Origin of the sequence: Myxococcus sp. CA056 (genome assembly GCF_013336715.1) — a bacterium.
GTDB classification, from domain to species: domain Bacteria; phylum Myxococcota; class Myxococcia; order Myxococcales; family Myxococcaceae; genus Myxococcus; species Myxococcus llanfairpwllgwyngyllgogerychwyrndrobwllllantysiliogogogochensis.
Genome location: NZ_JABUMT010000016.1, coordinates 104,969 through 123,076 on the forward strand (window position 1 = coordinate 104,969; position 18,108 = coordinate 123,076).

Annotated in this window: 5 protein-coding genes (1 of these 5 running past the window's edge); 4 read left to right on the top strand and 1 reads right to left on the bottom strand. The window is 68.7% G+C overall.

What is annotated here, in order from left to right; translation table 11 throughout:
- The 3 genes from HUA76_RS38150 to HUA76_RS38160 form a co-directional block, all read left to right on the top strand.
- Positions 1-11,502 carry the 3' portion of a non-ribosomal peptide synthase/polyketide synthase gene (locus HUA76_RS38150; protein WP_174463659.1) on the top strand. The gene continues 6,654 nt to the left of window position 1, outside the view, so 11,502 of the gene's 18,156 nt are visible here — the last part of the coding sequence; the start codon falls outside the window, past its left edge; its stop codon occupies positions 11,500-11,502.
- Positions 11,503-11,541: 39 nt separating this feature from the next.
- A complete protein-coding gene (locus tag HUA76_RS38155) occupies positions 11,542-12,330 on the top strand; it encodes a DUF4336 domain-containing protein (protein ID WP_174456587.1) in 789 nt (262 codons plus the stop codon).
- 96 nt (positions 12,331-12,426) lie between these two features.
- Positions 12,427-13,356: a hypothetical protein gene (locus tag HUA76_RS38160; protein ID WP_174463660.1), complete on the top strand. Its 930-nt coding sequence runs from the start codon at positions 12,427-12,429 to the stop codon at positions 13,354-13,356.
- On the opposite strand, the gene HUA76_RS38165 is transcribed toward HUA76_RS38160, so the two are convergent.
- Positions 13,353-14,354, bottom strand: a complete 1,002-nt coding sequence (locus HUA76_RS38165; RefSeq protein WP_174463661.1) for an N-acetylmuramoyl-L-alanine amidase — start codon at positions 14,352-14,354, stop codon at positions 13,353-13,355. The two genes, HUA76_RS38160 and HUA76_RS38165, sit on opposite strands and share 4 nt — an antisense overlap.
- A 149-nt stretch (positions 14,355-14,503) precedes the next feature.
- Between HUA76_RS38165 and HUA76_RS38170 the strand changes: the two genes are divergently transcribed.
- Positions 14,504-18,073, top strand: a complete 3,570-nt coding sequence (locus HUA76_RS38170) for a DEAD/DEAH box helicase (RefSeq protein ID WP_174463662.1) — start codon at positions 14,504-14,506, stop codon at positions 18,071-18,073.
- Positions 18,074-18,108: the final 35 nt, after the last annotated feature.

Below are 18,108 nucleotides of genomic sequence, written 5' to 3' on the forward strand. Positions count from 1 at the left end.
TTCCTGGACAGGCACGCGGTGGAGCGCCTCTTCCTGCCCTTCGTGGCGCTTCAAGCCCTGGCGGAAGTCGCGGTCCAGCGCCCGACGGTGCCCAGAGCGCTGCGCGAAGTGGTGACCGCGGGTGAGCAGCTCCAGGTGACGCCGTCGTTGGTCGCGTTCTTCGAGCGGTTTCCAGGGTGCGTGCTGGAGAATCAATACGGGCCATCGGAGACGCATGTCGTCTCCGCGCACCGGTTGCGGGGGGCGCCTTCATCGTGGCCGCGTCTTCCGTCCATCGGCGCGCCGCTGCCGCACTGTCAGCTCTATGTGTTGGATGCATGGGGACAGCCCTGTCCCGTGGGGATTTCGGGTGAGCTGTTCATCGGTGGCGCGCATCTGGCGCACGGGTACATGGGTCGGCCGGAGCTGACGGCGGAGAAGTTCGTTCCGCATCCGTTCAGCGAGGAGGCTGGCGCCCGGTTGTACCGCACGGGAGACCTGGCCCGATGGACAGCGGAGGGGACGGTGGAGTTCGTGGGTCGCCTGGATGGTCAGGTGAAGCTGCGAGGCTTCCGCATCGAATTGGGCGAGGTGGAGGCAGCGCTCCGTGCCGCGCCGGGTGTTCGCGATGCGGCCGTGGTGGTGCGTGAGGATGTTCCCGGGGACCGGAGGTTGGTGGGGTACGTCGTCCTCTCGGAGCCGGAGGGGGCGAAGCGGGAGGCCCTGCGCGCGCATGTCGGGGCACATCTGCCCGAGTACATGGTGCCGTCCACGTTCGTGACGCTGGACGCGCTGCCGCTGACGCCGAGTGGCAAGGTGAACCGCAAGGCGCTGCCCGTGGTGGATGCGGGGCGCGAGGGCGTGAGTGCCTATGTGGCGCCGCGCACCGCGACGGAGGACTTGCTGGCGGGGCTCTTCGCGGAGGTGCTCGGGCTCGACAGGGTGGGGCTGTATGGCCACTTTTTCGAGCTGGGAGGCCACTCGCTGCTGGCAACGAGGGCCATCTCCCGGGTGCGGAGTGCGTTCGGAGTCGAGCTGCCGCTGCGTGAGCTGTTCGAGGCCCCGACCGTGGCGGAGCTCGCGAGTCGGGTGGATCGACTGATTCGAGCGGGGGCTGCGCAGGTGGCGCCGTCGCTGGTGCCGAGGGAAGACAGGAGTCAGCCTCCAAGGCTGTCCTTCGCGCAGCAGCGCCTGTGGTTCCTGGACCAGCTCGAGCCGTTGAGCGCTTCGTACAACGTGCCTGGCGCGGTGCGGATGACGGGGCCGTTGAACCGGGATGCGTTGGCTCGGACGTTCCAGGAACTCGTTCGGCGTCACGAAGCGCTGCGCACCACATTTCGAAGTGTGAACGGCGTCGCCGTGCAGATCGTCGCGCCGGAGTCACCGGTGGTGTTGCACGACGTCGATCTGGAAGGGCTTCCCGAGGAGCGCCGTGAGGCCGAAGCACGTCGTCACGTGGAGCAAGCCGTGTTGCTTCCGTTCGACTTGTCGGTGGGGCCGCTGTTGCGAGTGACGCTGGTGAGGCTGTCAGCGGAAGCACATGTGTTGGTGGTGGTGCTGCACCACATCGTGTCGGACGGGTGGTCGACGGAGGTGTTGGTGAGGGAGGTGGCGGCGCTCTACGAGGCGTACGCGGCAGGCAAGCCGTCACCGCTGGGCGAGTTGCCGGTGCAGTACGCGGACTACGCGGAGTGGCAGCGAGGGTGGTTGCAGGGAGAGGTGCTGGAGCAGCAGGTGGAGTACTGGCGGAGGCAATTGGAGGGAGCGCCGAAGGCGTTGGAGTTGGTGACGGACAAGCCGAGGCCGGCGGTGCAGAGCTTCCGAGGGGCCATGTTGGAGAGGCGGTGGCCGAAGGAGCTGTGGAGGAAGGTGGAGGAGGCGAGCCGGAGGGAGGGAGCGACGCCCTTCATGGTGTTGCTGGCGGCGTACCAGGTGGTGCTGGCGAGGTACGCGGGGCAGGAAGAAGTGGTGGTGGGGTTTCCGATAGCGGGACGTACGCACGCGGAGACGGAAGGGCTGATTGGGTACTTCGCGAACACGTTGGTGCTGAGGGGGCGAGTCCGCGAGGAGGAGAGCTTCCGGGAATTGGTGGGGAGGGCGAGGGAGGTGACGTTGGGTGCGTACGCGCACCAGGACGTGCCGTTCGAGAAGTTGGTGGAGGAGTTGGTGCCGCGGAGGGACATGAGCCGCAGTCCGCTCTTCCAGGTGTCGTTGACGTTGCAGAACACGCCTGGGGTGGAGGTGAAGCTGGGGGAGGGGTTGGTGCTGAAGGGGCTGGAGACGGACACGAAGACGTCGAAGTTCGACTTCTCGTTGCTGGTGGGGGAGGACTCGGAGGGGATGGGGGTGTCGCTGAACTACAACAGCGACCTGTACGAGGAGGGGACGGCGGCGAGGTTGGTGGAGCACGTGAGGGCGGTGTTGGAGGGGGCGGTGGAGGGGTTGGAGAAGAAGGTGTGGCAAGTGCCGCTGGTGGGGGCGGAGGAGCAGCGGCGACTGGTGCGCGAGTGGAGCGGGCGAGAGAAGAGAGGCGCGCGCGGGGACGAGACGCTGGCAGCCCACTTCGAAGCCCAGGTGGAGAAGACGCCGGGCGCGGTGGCGGTGGAGTGCGGCGAGGAGTCGCTGACGTACGCGCAGCTGAACGAGCGAGCCAACCAACTGGCGCACCACCTGAGGGTGGTGGGAGTAGGCCCCGAGGTGAGGGTGGGGCTGTGCGTGGAGCGCGGGGTGGAGTGGGTGGTTTCGGTGCTGGGAGTGGTGAAGGCGGGAGGGGCGTACGTGCCGCTGGAGGCAGGGGTGCCGGCGGAGCGGTTGAGGTGGATGAAGAGGGAAGCGGGAGTGGCGGTGGTGGTGGGGACGGACGCGCAGGTGGAGGAAGTGGCGGAGAGCGCGGACGTGGTGGTGAGCGTGGACGGAGAGGGCTCCACGATTGCGCGCCAGCCGCGAAGCAACCCGAGTCTCCGAGGCAGCGGAGGCAACCTGGCGTATGTGATGTACACGTCGGGAAGCACGGGGACGCCGAAGGGCGTGGGAGTGCCGCAGAGGGCAGTGGCCAGGCTGGTGCAGGGAGCCAGCTACGCGCGCTTCGGCGCGGACGAAGTGTGGTTGCAACTGGCGCCCGTGTCGTTCGACGCGTCGACGTTGGAGGTATGGGGCGCGTTGCTGCACGGGGCGAAGTTGGTGGTGTACCCGGCGAAGGAAGTGTCGCTGGAGGAAGTGGGCCGCGAGCTGACGAAGAGTGGAGTGACGTCGTTGTGGCTGACGGCGGCGCTCTTCGAGCAGATGCAGGCGTACCAGCCGGAAGCGCTGAAGGGCGTGCGTCAGGTGCTGGCGGGAGGAGACGTGCTGCCGGCGCAGCGAGTCCGAGAGCGACTGCGGCAGGGAGGCACGCTCATCAACGGGTATGGGCCGACGGAGAACACGACCTTCACGACGGCGTACCGGATGGAGGGAGAGGCCGCGGCAGGAGCGCGAGGCATTCCGATTGGGAAGCCCGTGGAAGGCACAGAGGTGTACGTGCTGGACGCGCGAATGAATCCGGTGGCGGTGGGAGTGCCGGGAGAGCTGTACGCGGGAGGAGAGGGGCTGGCGCAGGGGTACGTGGGGCGTCCCGACTGGACAGCGGAGCGCTTCGTGCCAAGCCCATTTGGAGAAGGCGAGCGGCTGTACCGGACGGGGGACGTGGTGAGGTGGCGGGGGGACGGGGTGCTGGAGTTCCTGGGCCGTCGAGACAGTCAGGTGAAGGTGAGGGGATACCGGATTGAGTTGGGGGAGGTGGAGGAGGGGCTGAAGCAGCAGGCGGGGGTGAAGGAAGCCGTGGCGGTGGTGAGGGAGGAGCGGGGGGACAAGAAGCTGGTGGGGTACGTGGTGGGGACGGGGTTGGACGCCAGCGTGGTGAAGGAAGGGCTGCGGAGGAAGCTGCCGGAGTACCTGGTGCCGACGGTGGTGGTGGTACTGGAGGCGCTGCCGCTGACGGCGAATGGGAAGGTGGACCGCGGGGCGTTGCCAGCACCGGAGGACGTGACGCAGGCCGTGGAGGAGTACGAGGCGCCGCGAGAAGGGATGGAAGCGAAGCTGGCGGAAGTCTTCGCGGAGGTGCTGGGCGCGAAGCGAGTGGGGAGGAAGGACGACTTCTTCGAGCTGGGCGGGCACTCGCTGCTGGCGACGCAGGTGGTGGCGAGAGTGCGCGCGCTGACCGGCGTGGACCTCCCGCTGCGCACGCTCTTTGAAGCACCTACGCTCGAAGCCCTGGCCGCGCGCATCGACTCCTCGCGCGAAGCAGGTCCGTCGTCCGAGGCGTTTCCCTTGGTCGCGCTGCCGCGCACGGGGATGCCGCCGTTGTCCTTCGCGCAGCATCGACTGTGGTTCTTCGACCAGCTCTCTCCGGGCAGCGCGGCCTACAACATCCCCATCCACCTTCGAGTGGAAGGTGCGCTGAACCTCGATGCCCTCCAGCGAGCGTTCTCCGCGCTGGTGGCGCGGCATGAGGCGCTGCGCACCACCTTCGCCCTGCATGAGGGCGAGCCCGTTCAGGTCGTCCACCCTCCCACGGACTTCCCGCTCGCGGTGGAAGACCTCGGTCAACTGACTGAGCTGGAGCGAGAGGCAGAGGTTCGTCGTCGAGCTGTCGAGGACTCGCTGCGTCCGTTCGACCTGGGACAGAAGTGGCTCGTGCGAGCCACGTTGTCGCGGCTGGAGCCCGAGGTGCATGTGCTCTCGCTGGTGATGCACCACATCATCGCGGATGGCTGGTCCCTCGGCGTGTTGGTGCGCGAGCTGAGCACGCTCTATGTCACCTTCTCGGAGGGCCGTGTTTCACCGCTCGCCGCGCTCCCGGTGCAGTACGCGGACTACGCACGCTGGCAGCGCGAGTGGCTGAGGGGTGAGCGACTGGAAGCGCAGCTCGACGGCTGGCGCAAGCGCCTGGCGGGAGCACCTCCCCACCTGGAGCTGCCCACGGATGGTCCAAGGCCCGCGATTCTGTCGCACCGGGGCGCCACGGTGCCGGTGCGACTTTCGAGGGAGCTGAGCGACGCCATCGGAGCACTGGCCCGCGCCGAGGGGGCCACGCCTTTCATGGTGTTGCTCGCGGCGTTCCAGGTGTTGCTGGCGCGCTATTCGGGTCAGGAAGACGTGAGCGTGGGTTCGCCCATCGCGGGCCGGAGGTACGCGGAGACCGAGGGCCTCATCGGCTTCTTCGTCAACACGCTGGTCCTGCGAGCCCAGGCACGGCCTCGGGACACGTTCCGTGAGCTGCTGGCCCAGGTGCGGGAGACCACGCTGGGCGCCTACGAGCACCAGGACCTTCCGTTCGAGAAGCTGGTGGAAGCGCTCCATCCCGTGCGCGACCTGAGTCGCACCGCGCTGTTCCAGGTCCTCTTCGTCCTGCAGAACGCGCCGGTGGAGGCCCTGGAGTTGCCCGCGCTGTCGTTGAAGCCGGTGCCGACCGAGGGCACGGAGTCCGCGCGCTTCGAGCTGTCGTTGAACCTGAGTGAGTCGGCCGAGGGTTTCGCGGGGACGCTGCTGTTCAACTCGGACCTGTTCCTGGCGTCCACGGCGGTTCGGATGGTCTCCCACCTCCAGGTCTTGCTGGAGTCCATCACCGCGAACCCGGAGCAGCGCCTCGCCGCGCTCCCGCTGATGACGGCCTCCGAGCGTCGACACGTCCTGGAGTCCTGGTCCACCGCGACCGCTGATGCCCCGTTCGAGTCCGCGCTGCTGCACCAGCTCATCGAACGACAGGTGGCTCGCACACCGGACGCGCCGGCTGTGCGCTGCGAGGAGACGGTGCTCTCGTATCGGCAGCTCGATGCTCGGGCGAATCAGCTCGCGCATCATCTGCGAGCTTTGGGCGTGGGACCGGACGTCCCGGTGGCGCTGTGCCTGGAGCGAAGCGCGGAGCTGGTGGTCGCGTTGCTGGGTGTCCTGAAGGCGGGTGGCGCATATGTGCCGCTGGAGCCGTCGCAGCCCGCCTCTCGCCTGTGCCTGATGGTGGAAGAGGTCGCCGCGCCCGTGGTGGTGACGGAGTCACGTCACGCGGCCTTGTTCCAGGCCTGTGGGGCGCGGCGAGTGCAACTGGACACCGAGGCCCAACAGCTCGCTCAACAGCGAGTAGATGCTCCGGACCATCGAGGTGCGTCGGAGAGTCTGGCGTACGTGTTGTTCACGTCGGGGAGCACCGGGCGTCCGAAGGGCGTGGCCGTGTCGCATGGCGCGCTCGTCAACTACGTCCAGGCCGCGACGGAGCGGTTGAAGTTGAGCGAGTGCTCCAGCTTCGCGCTGGTGTCCACATTCGGCGCGGACCTGGGGAACACGGTGTTGTTCCCCGCGCTGTGCACGGGTGGTGTGCTGCATGTGCTCACCGCGGAGCGCGCGGGGAATCCCGTGGGAGTCGCGGAGTACTTCCAGCGTCACGGCGTGGACTGCGTGAAGATCGTCCCCGCGCATCTCTCCGCACTGTTGACTGCGCCAGCTCCGGCTCGGGTGCTTCCGCGCAAACGACTGGTGCTGGGAGGCGAGTCCTCCACCTGGGCGTTGCTGGAGCAGGTGCGTGCCCTGGCCCCGGAGTGCGAGGTGTTCAACCACTACGGCCCCACGGAGACGACGGTGGGGGTGCTCGCGGGTGGGGTTGATACGGGCGAGGCGATTATTGCGCCTCACTCGACGCCCGCTCGTGCGGATGCGGGTCCGTCGACACGACGGGTTACGGTGCCCTTGGGTCGACCCCTGGCGAATGCGCGGGTGTATGTGCTCGATGACGAGCTTCGGCCGGTGCCAGTCGGTGTTCCGGGCGAGCTGTTCATCGGAGGTGCGCAAGTCGCTCGTGGCTACCTGTCGCGCGCCGAGCTGACGGCGGAACGGTTTGGTCCAGACCCGTTCAGTGCCGTGCCGGGAGCGCGGATGTACCGCACGGGGGATCGCGTGCGGTGGCTCGCGGATGGGCGGGTGGAGTTCCTCGGCCGCTCTGACTTCCAGGTGAAGGTGCGCGGCTTCCGAGTGGAGCCGGGAGAAGTGGCAGCGGTCCTGCGCGAGCATCCCTCGGTGAAGGATGCGGTGGTGGTGGCCCGTGAGGACACGCCTGGAGACCAGCGCCTGGTCGCGTACGTCCTCGCGGGTTCGGGGCAGGCGGCGGAGGTGGGGGCCTTGCGAGGGTTCCTCCAGGAGCGTCTGCCGGCGCACATGGTGCCCTCGGCCTTCATGTGGCTGGACGTGTTGCCGCTGACGCCGAACGGAAAGTTGGATCGTCGAGCGCTGCCAGTGCCCGAGTCCGGAGCCGTGGTGTCGGGAGCCGCGCATGTTCCGCCCGCCACGCCGATGGAGGAGGCGCTGGCTTCCATCTGGGCAGAGGTCTTGCGAGTCGAGCGGGTGGGTCGACACGATGACTTCTTCGCCTTGGGTGGACATTCGCTCGTCGCGACGCGAGTGGTGGCTCGTCTGCGTGCATCGCTGGGAGTGGAAGTCCCCCTGCGAGCGCTCTTCGAGGCGCCCACGCTGGAGGCGTTGGCGAGGAAGGTGGACCAGGTCGCGCGAGCCGTCTCGTTGCCCGCGCTGCGACCTTCGCCTCGGAAGAGCGCGCTGCCGTTGTCCTTCGCGCAGCAGCGACTGTGGTTCCTGGATCGGCTTGAACCGGGGAGCGTTGCGTATAACGTTCCGACGGCACTCCGGTTGGATGGGCCGCTCGATGTGGATGCGCTGGAGCGAGCCTTCGCGGAAGTGGTGCGTCGTCACGAGAGCTTGCGCACCTGCTTCCCTGATGAAGGAGGTGTCCCCGTCCAGGTCATCCAGCCTCCGACGGCGTTCCAGCTTCAGCGAGTCGAACTGCCCGAGGATGAAGCCACGGTGCTGCGCTGGGTGGGTGAAGAAGTCGCAAGGCCCTTCGACCTGAAGAGTGGGCCGCTGCTGCGAGTGACGCTGGTGAGGTTGTCAGCGGAGTCGCATGTGTTGGTGGTGGTGCTGCACCACATCGTGTCGGACGGGTGGTCGACAGCGGTGCTGGTGAGGGAGGTGGTGGCGCTCTACGAGGCGTATGCGGCGGGGAAGCCGTCACCGCTGGGCGAGTTGCCGGTGCAGTACGCGGACTACGCGGCCTGGCAGCGCGGCTGGCTGCAGGGCGACGCCCTGGAGAAGCAGCTGTCCTGGTGGCGCCAGGAAATGGCAGGGGCCGCCCAGGCCCTGGAGCTGCCCACTGACAGGCCTCGCTCCTCGAATGGTTCCGCACGCGCGGCCGCCGTTCCCATCCGCATCCGTCGCGAGTCCACCGAGGCGCTGCGTGCTCTCTGCCAGCAGGAGGGACTCACGCCCTTCATGGGCATGCTGGCCATCTGGCAGTTGCTGCTGGCCCGCTACTCCGGCCAGGACGATGTCTGCGTGGGTTCGCCCATCGCCGGCCGCCGCTTCGCGGAGCTCGAAGGGCTCATCGGCTTCTTCGTCAATACGCTCGTCCTCCGCGCCCGCATCGACTCCCGTGCCACCTTCCGCGAGCTGCTCGCCCAGGTGCGCAAGAACACCCTGGCTGCCTACGAGCACCAGGACATCCCCTTCGAGAAGCTCGTCGAGGAGCTCCAGCCCGAGCGCAACTTGAGCCGCTCACCGCTCTTCCAGGTCATGTTCGAACTGCATGCCCTGGGCGAGTCGCGGCGCTCGCACGCGGGCCTGGAGCTGTCGCCCCTTGCCCTCAACCCTGGCAACGCCAAGTTCGAGCTCATCCTCGATATGGGCTTCGTCGAGGACGGGAGCCTGGAGGGACGGCTCGAGTACAATACGGACCTGTTCGACGCCTCCACGGCCGAGCGAATGATGCGGCACCTGGAGGTGCTGATCTCGGCCGTGCTGGCCCGCCCGGATGCGCCGCTCGCCACCTGCTCGCTGTTGCCTGGCGAGGAGCGCGAGCAACTGCTGTCGCGGTGGAGTGGCACCCAGGCCGCCTTCCCGCATCAGGCCTGCCTCCACGAACTGGTCATCCCGGCCTCGCGCGACCTCGACTCGGCGGCCATCGAGTCCAGCTCCGGCGCGCTCACCTACCGCGAGCTGGAGCGCCGCGCCAATCAGCTCGCCTGGCACCTGCGCTCCCTGGGCGTGGGCCCGGAGGTCCGCGTCGCCCTGTGCATGGAGCGCTCGCCGGAGCTGATCGTGAGCATGCTCGGCGTCCTCAAGGCCGGCGGCGCCTACGTGCCACTCGACACGATGCAGCCTCCCGTGCGTCTGGCCTTCATGCTCCAGGACTGCGGGGCCACCGTGCTCCTCACCCAGCAGCCGTTCGCGGCACGCCTGCCTGCCTTCTCCGGCGCCACCGTGTGCGTCGACACGGCCGAGCTCTCCAGCCAGCGAGAGGACGCTCCCGTCTCCGGCGTGATGGCGGAGAACCTCGCCTACGTCATCTACACCTCGGGCTCCACCGGCCAGCCCAAGGGCGTGCTCGTCACCCACCGCGCCGTCTGCAACCTCGTCCACTGGGAGAAGCAGGCGTATGCCCTGGGGCCGTCCAGCCAGGTCCTCCAATTCGCCAACCCCAGCTTCGACCTCTCCGTCGAGGAGATCTTCAGCACGCTGACCGCGGGCGGAACCCTGCATGTCCTCACCACCGAGCAGGCCATGCCAGGGCCGGCGCTGCACGAGCTGCTGCGGCGCTCGTCCATCTCCGTCCTCAGCCTCACCCCCGCGGTGCTGGCGGCGACCGCCGCTGAAGAGCTGCCGGCGCTGCGCACGGTCATCTCTGGCGGCGAGGCCTGCTCGGCCGAGCTCGTGTCGCGCTGGGCTCCGGGCCGGACCTTCCTCAACACCTACGGCCCCACTGAGGCCACGGTGGTGGCGACGCTCCGCGAGTGCGCGCCGCAAGAGGGACAGCCGCCGCCCATTGGCCGCCCCCTGACGAATGTGCGGGTGTACGTCCTCGACGAGCGCCTGGAGCCCGTGCCCGTGGGCCTGCCCGGTGAGCTGTTCATCGGCGGGGTGCAGCTCGCGCGCGGCTACCTCGGCCGTCCGGAGCTGACGGCGGAGAGCTTCATCCCGCACCCGTTCAGCACCGAGCCCGGCGCGCGTCTCTACCGCACCGGCGACGTGGTGCGCTGGCGGGCGGATGGGCAGCTCGCCTTCGTCGGCCGCGCCGACGACCAGGTGAAGCTCCGAGGCCTGCGCATTGAGCTGGGCGAGGTGGAGTCCGCGCTGCACCAGAACCCGGAGGTGCGCGAGGCCGTGGCCCTGGTGCGCGAGGATGTCCCCGGCGACAAGCGACTGGTGGCCTACGTCGTGCCACGCCAGGGGGCGGGGCCCGAGCCCCTCGCCCTGCGTGGTTTCCTCCAGGAGCGCATCCCCAAGTACATGGTCCCTTCCGCGTTCGTGGTGATGGCAGCCCTGCCGCTCACCGCCAACGGCAAGGTGGATCGCCGTGCGCTGCCCGTGCCGGATACCACCCGAGCCGTGCAGGACCGGTACGAGGCGCCGCGCAATGACACGGAGCAGCAGCTCGCCGCCCTCTGGAGCGAGGTCCTCGGCGTCGAGAAGGTCGGCATCCACGACGACTTCTTCGAACTGGGCGGGCACTCACTGCTGGCGACGCAGGTGGTCGCGAGGGTGCGCGCGCGGACCGGTGTGGACGTCCCATTGCGCGCGCTCTTCGAGGCACCCACGGTGGAACAGCTCGCGTCCTGGGTGGAAGGGACTCGCGCGGGTGGCTCGGTCAGAGACTGCGTGACGTTGCAGGCGGATGGCTCGGGCACGCCGGTGTTCTTCGTTCACGCGGTGGGGGGCGCGGTGGGCCCCTACCGGCTGTTCGCGCGCACGCTGGGAACGGAGCGGCCCTTCTACGGGCTCCAGGCGCCTGGGCTGGACGGAGACGAGGCGCCGTTGGAGCAGGTGGAAGCGTTGGCTCGTCGCTACATCGCATCCATGCGCGCTGTGCAGCCGGAGGGTCCCTACATCCTGGGCGGCTGGTCCATGGGTGGCGTCGTCGCTTTCGAGATGGCGCGTGAACTGGAGCGACAGGGGCAGCGGGTGGAACAACTCGTGCTCCTCGACAGCTTCGCTCCAGGGGACGAATCCCTCATGACCGTGCCCGAGGACGCGCTGTTGCTCACGGGCATGGCGATGGATCTGGCGCGTGCGGCGGGGTCGGAATCGACGCTGCGTCCGGAGTTGCTCATGGGCCTTACGGAAGACGGGCAGCTCGCCCGATTCGCCGAACATGCACGTGTCGCCGTCTGGCTGCCTCCCGAGGTCCGGGACACCGACCTTCGAGCCTGGCGAGACGTGACGCGAGCAAACCTCCGAGCACTGTCCACGTATCGTCCAGGACCCTACGCCGGGCCCATGCTGCTTCTCCGCGCGAAGGACGCGAGGCGCGAGCGGGCCGTGGACGCGAGCCATGGGTGGTCGCGCTGGGTCCCACCGGGACAGCTCAAGCTGGAGGACGTCGCCGGTGACCATTACAGCATGCTGCGAGCGCCGTACGTCCATGCACTGGCCTCGCGACTGGCGCGCATCCTCGGGGACGAAGAGGCTGACGAGGACCGGGACGCGGGCACATAGTCGAAGTGCACGTCGTCCCGGAGTTGTTATGACAGGGCCATGACGACTGGAAACCGCGAGAGCGCCCACGAACTCAGCGAGTGGACCGATGGGATACGTCCCTATGGTCCACTCTCGACGCTCAAGCCGCTCGCCGAGGGCCTCTGGTGGGTGGACGGGCCCGTCGCGAAGATGAGTGTTGGCCCGGTGACGCTGCCATTCCCCACGCGCATGGTCATCATCCGGCTGCGCTCGGGGGGCTTGTGGCTCTGGTCTCCCACGGCGCCCACGCCCGAGCTGTTCGCGGAGGTCGATGCGCTCGGCCGTGTCGAGCACCTCGTGTCGCCGAACCGGTTCCACTACGCGGCCATCCCAGCCTGGAAGGCGCGCTACCCGCACGCGACGGTCTGGGCCTCGCCGGGAGTTCGTGAGCGTGCACGCTCGCAGAAGCTCGATGTTCCGTTCGACGCCGACCTCCAGGATGGCGCCCCCGAGGTCTGGGCGAATGACTTCGAACAGCTCATCTTCCGAGGGAGTCGCTTCGTCGAAGAGGTCGTGTTCTTCCACAAGGACTCAGCGACGTTGATCCTCGCGGACATGGTCATGGCGCTCGAACCCGAGCGCGTCCAGGCGCGTTTCCGGTGGGTGCTGAGCCTCGGAGGCACGATGTGGCCGGGACAGACGCCTCGCGAGGTGCAGGCGACCTCCTTCGGCCGAAAGCCTCAAGCACGAGCCTGCTATCAGCGGATGCTTGGATGGCAGCCGCAGCGGGTGCTCTTCGCGCACGGTCTCTGCTACCTCGACGACGCGGTGGCCCAGCTCGAGCGTGCCTTCGCCTGGCTGCGCTGACCCCCCATCGTGACCGGCGAGTGAACCATGCGACCTGAATCAGGAGATACGAGAGCCTGCGCCATCTGCGGGAGCACGGACCCGGATCGTCTTTCAGTGAAGATCGATGGCTCCGTCTGCCCATTCCCTGAAGACGATGAACTCTCGCGCTTCAGTGACGCGCGGCTGCACCTCGACTGCCTTGCCCGCTGGGAACATCGGATTCGCTTCTCTCGGGGCTACTACGACCTCGCCAGAGATGAAGCACCAACGGGGAGGACTCTGCAAAGACTGCTTCTGGCGGAGGGCGACAACTGGGTCTTCATGACCTCCACTATCGGCCGACGTGAAGTGAGGCGAGAGCCCACCTCGCTGACCATTCAGCTCGCTGACTGGCCGGTCCAACTCTACTTCTTGGCCTCGATGTGGCCAGCCCCGCTCACCCGGAGGCTGCGAAGCAAGCGCGTGGGTGACGTGTGGGAAGTGGCCAATGAGGCCATGAACCAAATCATCCAGCTCGCGCCCGACATGGCCGCGCTGCGGGAGATGTACCGACAAGCCATCGAGCGTCGGGCTGTATCTCCGTTCAGCCCGCCCACGCGAGCGGGCATTGTGCGGAGATATCGCAAGACGAGAAGTTATCTCCCCCCCTTCACCCCCGAAGAACAGGCTGTCCTGGATGACCTGACGGCCAGGCATCACGCCAGGGGGAAGCGCCTTTCGTTCGAAATCCTCCTGGCGAGCTGGTTGCGATTCGCGGAGGACGTGGACGACACCAAGAGCCTGGCGGAGGAGTTCGCGGAGTATCTGTATCGGCGCGATGCCGTGGAGCAACTGCTGGGCGAATGCTCTGCTCCTCTCGTGGAGAAGCTCAGGTCCCTGGTCGCCGCTGCCGATGAGAAGTACCGGGCAGCGACGGTCGATGATGCGGGGCGCGCTCTCTCCAGGTGGTGGTCGGTCGAAGCGGGAAGTGACTGGTGGTGGCAGCGTCGTCCCACCACCGGGCCACTCAGTGACCTCCTCGACAGTCGAAGGGACAGAACCTAGCGGCTGTTCGCCTGGGGCGCGGCGACGAGAGATGGCGTGAAGGCGTCCACGAGCCCTTGCGTCACCGCGGAGCCAAAGGCCTCCAGCGTGCGCTCCTCACGCCACCGCGCGGCTTCCTCGAAGTCGAGCGCATGGTGCGTCTCGATGATGACGGAAGGGATGGTCGGCTTGCGCAGCACGAAGATTCGTCGGTGCGTGGGCTCTCTCGCCACGAAGACCCCGGCCTGCGCGGAGTCAGCGGCATAAAGCCCCGTGTAGTCCACGCCGTCGTAGTGCAGGAATCCCACCTGGGACAGGTTCCGGGCGAGTGCCCGCGCCAGCGTGGCCCGTCGTGCCTGGAGGGGAGGCTCGGCCTCCTCGGACCAGAGCACGCTGAACCCTGGCGTCTCATCTTGCCGGTTGCACTCCTGGCCCGCCGTGGGTGACCACGGGTGCGCCGTCCCCCGGGAGTCCGAGTGCAGACTTACCAGCACGTGCGCGCCCCAACGCTCGGCCTCCGCGAGCCGGTCCGCGTAGGCGACTCGCTGCCCCGACTTGCGGCTGATGCGCACGTCGAAGCGCCCCGTGGCCTCCAGGCGTCGAGCCAGGTCCTCCGCCACGCGCAACGTGAAGACCTCTTCGTCCTCACAGGTGACGGACCGCGTGCCGGTGTTCCCCTCCGCCCCATGTCCCGCGTCCAGGTACACGCGCTGCTTGCCGAAGCCCTGGGGAAAGCGTGCCGACACCAGCGTCAGGGGCGCCCCGGAGGCAGGCCATTTCGGTGACGAGCGAAGGGCCTCGGGCTCTCCGGACGGTGGCTTCGTGGGAGGTTCGACGACCACGCCCTTGGGTTCGGCCGGCGCGGTGGGAAGGGAGGTGCGGTTGCCCTCCACCGACTCCTTCACCGCGGCCGGGTCGACGGGCAGGGGGGCCGGTTTTGCCTCCGTCGAGGCTCGCAGGCACGCGGGCCCGGCGAGCAGGATGAAGCCCAGTCCCCACACTCCAGCGGATTTGGTCATGGCAGGTGCGACGCCTGGCAAGGGAGCGTCGTTCCGCAGTGTGCCGTGGAAGGGCAGGAAAGCGGAAGTCGTGGAAGGAGGGTTGCCTGCCCGTCCGCCTCGCCGTGGCGCTTGCGTTTCCCCGCCGCTTCGCGAAGAAGCGAAGGGCCATGTCCGTGGAGCGCCCGCAGCCTGTTCCCTCGTCTGTCCCACACTTCGCCACGGAGGGCGCACTGCGGTCCTGGTTGCGGGAGCAGGGCATCGAGCATCTGTCCCGCTTGAGCCTCACGGTGTTGACGCCCCTGGTGGACGCCGCGCTGTTGCCCCAGGCCCGTCCAGCGACCGCGCGCCGCCGCCTGGTGGAGATGCTCAGCGAGGAGGCGCGGACCCGCTGGAGCCAGGAGTCCCTCCCATCTCCGAAGATGAAGGAGCTGCTCCCGCTGCTCGCATGGCGCTTCGTGGAAGAGGAGCGGCGGAACGCGGAGCAGACCCGGGCCTCGCTCCCCGAGCGCCTCGCGCCGCCCCAGGATGTTCGCACGCACCGGGTCCACGGCCTGCTGCTGGACCTCCGCTCCCGCGCGCCCGGCACCGTCGCTCCGCGGCCCACGAGCGCGCTGAGTCGCGACGCGCTCCAGCTCGACCCCGAGCTCCCGGGCTTCCGCTTCCGTGAGACGCGCTGCTCGGAGCTGCCCTACGGCGCGCAGATGGGGTTCATCCTCCCCGAGGCGAGCCTGACCTTCACGCCCACCTCCGTGCAGGCCGACTGCACCTGTGGCGCGCCGCCCTGTGTCCATCTGCTCGCGGCCATCGACACGGTGCTGCTGTGGCTGCGCCAACCCTGGACGGAGAGTTTCGGCGAGACGCTCGATGAGCTGGTGCGGCCGGGGTGGGACCGCACGCTCCGGGCGCTGGAGCGCGCGCTCGATGAGGGGCTCGGAAGCGGCTCGGGCGTGGAGGTCTCCTGGCGCGTCGACGTCATCGAGGGCTACGGCGTGGAGGTGCATCCGTACGTGCACCGGCGAACCAAGAAGGGCCAGCGCTCGACGGGGGCGAAGGTGAGCCGGCGCAAGCTGCTACAAGAGCACGGCGCGCAGTTGTCCTCCCTCGACGCGCGCCTTGCGTCCTTGCTCCCGGACAACGACGGGCCCGCCTCGCGCGCGCTGCTCGTCGAGTTGGTGGAGCATCCCCGGCTCTACCAGGAGGGGACGCAGGACCTGCTGGTCCAGGTCGAGCGCGCCAAGGTGGGCATCGTCGCGGTGGAGCGGGGTGGGGCGGTCGTCGTCACCGCGGGCGTGGAGGGCGCGACGTTGTCCGCGTCGATGGTGGACCGCGTGCGCAAGTCGAAGCCCGAGGAGGCCCTCTTCCTCTGGGACGAGGGCGCGCGTCGGCTCACGCTCCTGGACGTGGGCCCGGAGGTCCGCGCGCTCGTCACGGTGCTCCAGCGCCACGGCAACGTCTTCCCGCCGGAGAGCCATGGCGTGCTGCTGGAGAAGCTGGCGAAGCTGGCCGTGCGCCTGCCCGTGGCCCTGCCTCGCGGAGTCATGGGTGAGCGCGTTCCCGTGCTCCAGCTCCCGGTGCTGCGGCTCGAAATCGAGCCGGGCGGCGCGGTGCGCGTGGACCTGCGCGTGCGTGCCCTCCCGGACAGCGCCTCCTTCATCCCTGGCGAGGGACCCCGGGATGTCTACGTGCGCCGTGGCAACGACGCGGTCCACACGGTGCGCGACTTCGTGAAGGAACTCGCGCTGGCCGAGTCGCTCCAGACGCGCCTGCCCTTCGGCCTCGCGGAGCCGCAGGTGATGCCCTTCTCCTATTCGTTCTCGGGAGTGCAGGGCGCGCTCGCACTGCTCGCCGCGTGTCAGGAGATGGAGCCTGCTCCGGAGCTGGAGTGGTTGGGCTCGCCGCTGCGAATCGCGGCCCACCGTGGAGCCAGCGCGCTCCAGATTTCCGTCGAGCGCAAGCGGGACTGGTTCGGAATGCTCGGCGGGCTCGCTGTGCAGGGGGAGCGCGTGGAGCTGGCGCGGCTGCTCGATGCCGCGCGCCGCAAGGAGCGCTTCGTCCTGGTGAAGGACCAGACCTATGTGGAGGTCGAAGAGGCGCTGCGCCAGCACCTGGAGCGACTGGCGGACCATGCCCACCAGTCGCGGCACGGACTGGAAGTGGGCCCGGCCGCCGCGGAGTCCCTGTCCGCCCTGAGTGGCGCGGGGGCCGAGCTGGAGGCGGACAAGACCTGGCAGGGCCTTGTCCAGCGCATCTTCGCCGCGAAGGAGTTGAAGCCGAAGGTGCCCGCGACGCTGAAGACGGAGCTGCGCGACTATCAGGCGGAGGGGTTCCGTTGGCTCACGCGGCTGGCGTCATGGGGCGCGGGCGCGGTGCTGGCGGATGACATGGGCCTGGGCAAGACGGTGCAGGCCCTGGCCGTCCTGCTGGAGCGCGGCAAGCTGGGGCCCGCGCTGGTGCTGGCGCCCACCTCCGTGGCCTTCAACTGGATGGACGAGGCGAAGCGCTTCGCGCCCTCGCTGCGGATGCGGCTCTTCTCCGAGGCGGCGGACCGGGGCGGTCTGCTCGAACGGCTGGGGCCTCGGGACGTGCTCGTCATCAGCTATGGCCTGCTGACGCGCGACATCGGCCGGCTGTCCGAGCTGCGCTTCGCCACCATCGTCTTCGACGAGGCCCAGGCACTGAAGAACGCCGGCACGCATCGCTTCCGCGCCGCCAGGGCGCTCCAGGGAGACTTCAAGTTCGCCCTCTCCGGCACCCCGCTGGAGAACCACCTGGGAGAGCTGTGGAGCGTGTTCTCGCTCGTCTTCCCGGGGCTGCTCGGCAGTCACGAGGCGTTCCGCACCCGGTTCGCGATTCCCATCGAGCGACGGGTGGACCCGACGGCGGCCCCCGCGCTGGCTCGCGTGCTGCAACCCTTCCTGCTTCGCCGCACCAAGGCCCAGGTGGAGGCGCAGCTTCCCCCGCGCACCGACGTGCGTGTGCCCGTCGTGTTGTCCTCGGCGGAGTGGACGCTGTACGAGGACGCGCGACTGGCGGCCATCTCCTCGCTGGAGTCTCGTCCGGAGGTCATGCGCGAGCGGCGTGAGCGCGAGCACGAGCAGCGCTTCGAGGTGCTCGCGGCCCTCACCCGGCTGCGGCTGTTGGCCTCGCACCCGCGCCTCTATGACGCCGCGTCACGCGTGGAGTCCTCCAAGCTGGAGCGCTTCCTGGAGCTCGTCGAGGAGCTGCGCTCCGAGGGCCACCGCGCGCTGGTCTTCAGCCAGTTCACCTCGCACCTGGCGCTGGTGAGAGAGGTGCTGGACGCGCGGGGCATCACCTACGAATACCTGGATGGGCAGACGGCCCCCAGGGCCCGCGCGGAGGCGGTGAAGGCCTTCCAGGAGGGCACCGCGCCGCTGTTCCTCATCTCCCTCAAGGCTGGTGGCTTCGGCCTCAACCTCACCGCCGCGAACAGCGTCATCCACCTGGACCCCTGGTGGAACCCGGCCGTGGAGGACCAGGCCTCGGACCGCGCGCACCGCATCGGTCAGGAGCGTCCCGTCACCGTCTACCGACTGGTGGCGCGCGGCACGATTGAAGAGCAGATGCTCTCCCTGCACGAGCACAAGCGCGCGCTCGTCGCGGACGTGCTCGAGGGCAAGGATGGCGCGGGCCGGCTCTCCACCCAGGAGCTGCTCGGCCTGCTCGCCCAGCGGCTCTCCGGGCCCGACGCGCAGGACACGCCTCCGACGCGGCACTGACGTCGCCGAGCGTCACGTCGGTCCCCGCAAAGACA

Bases quoted from the DNA above. Each gene is read 5' to 3' on its own strand.
- HUA76_RS38155 (WP_174456587.1), top strand. From the start codon at position 11,542: ATGACGACTGGAAACCGCGAGAGCGCCCACGAACTCAGCGAGTGGACC.
- HUA76_RS38165 (WP_174463661.1), bottom strand. From the start codon at position 14,354: ATGACCAAATCCGCTGGAGTGTGGGGACTGGGCTTCATCCTGCTCGCC.
- HUA76_RS38170 (WP_174463662.1), top strand. From the start codon at position 14,504: ATGTCCGTGGAGCGCCCGCAGCCTGTTCCCTCGTCTGTCCCACACTTC.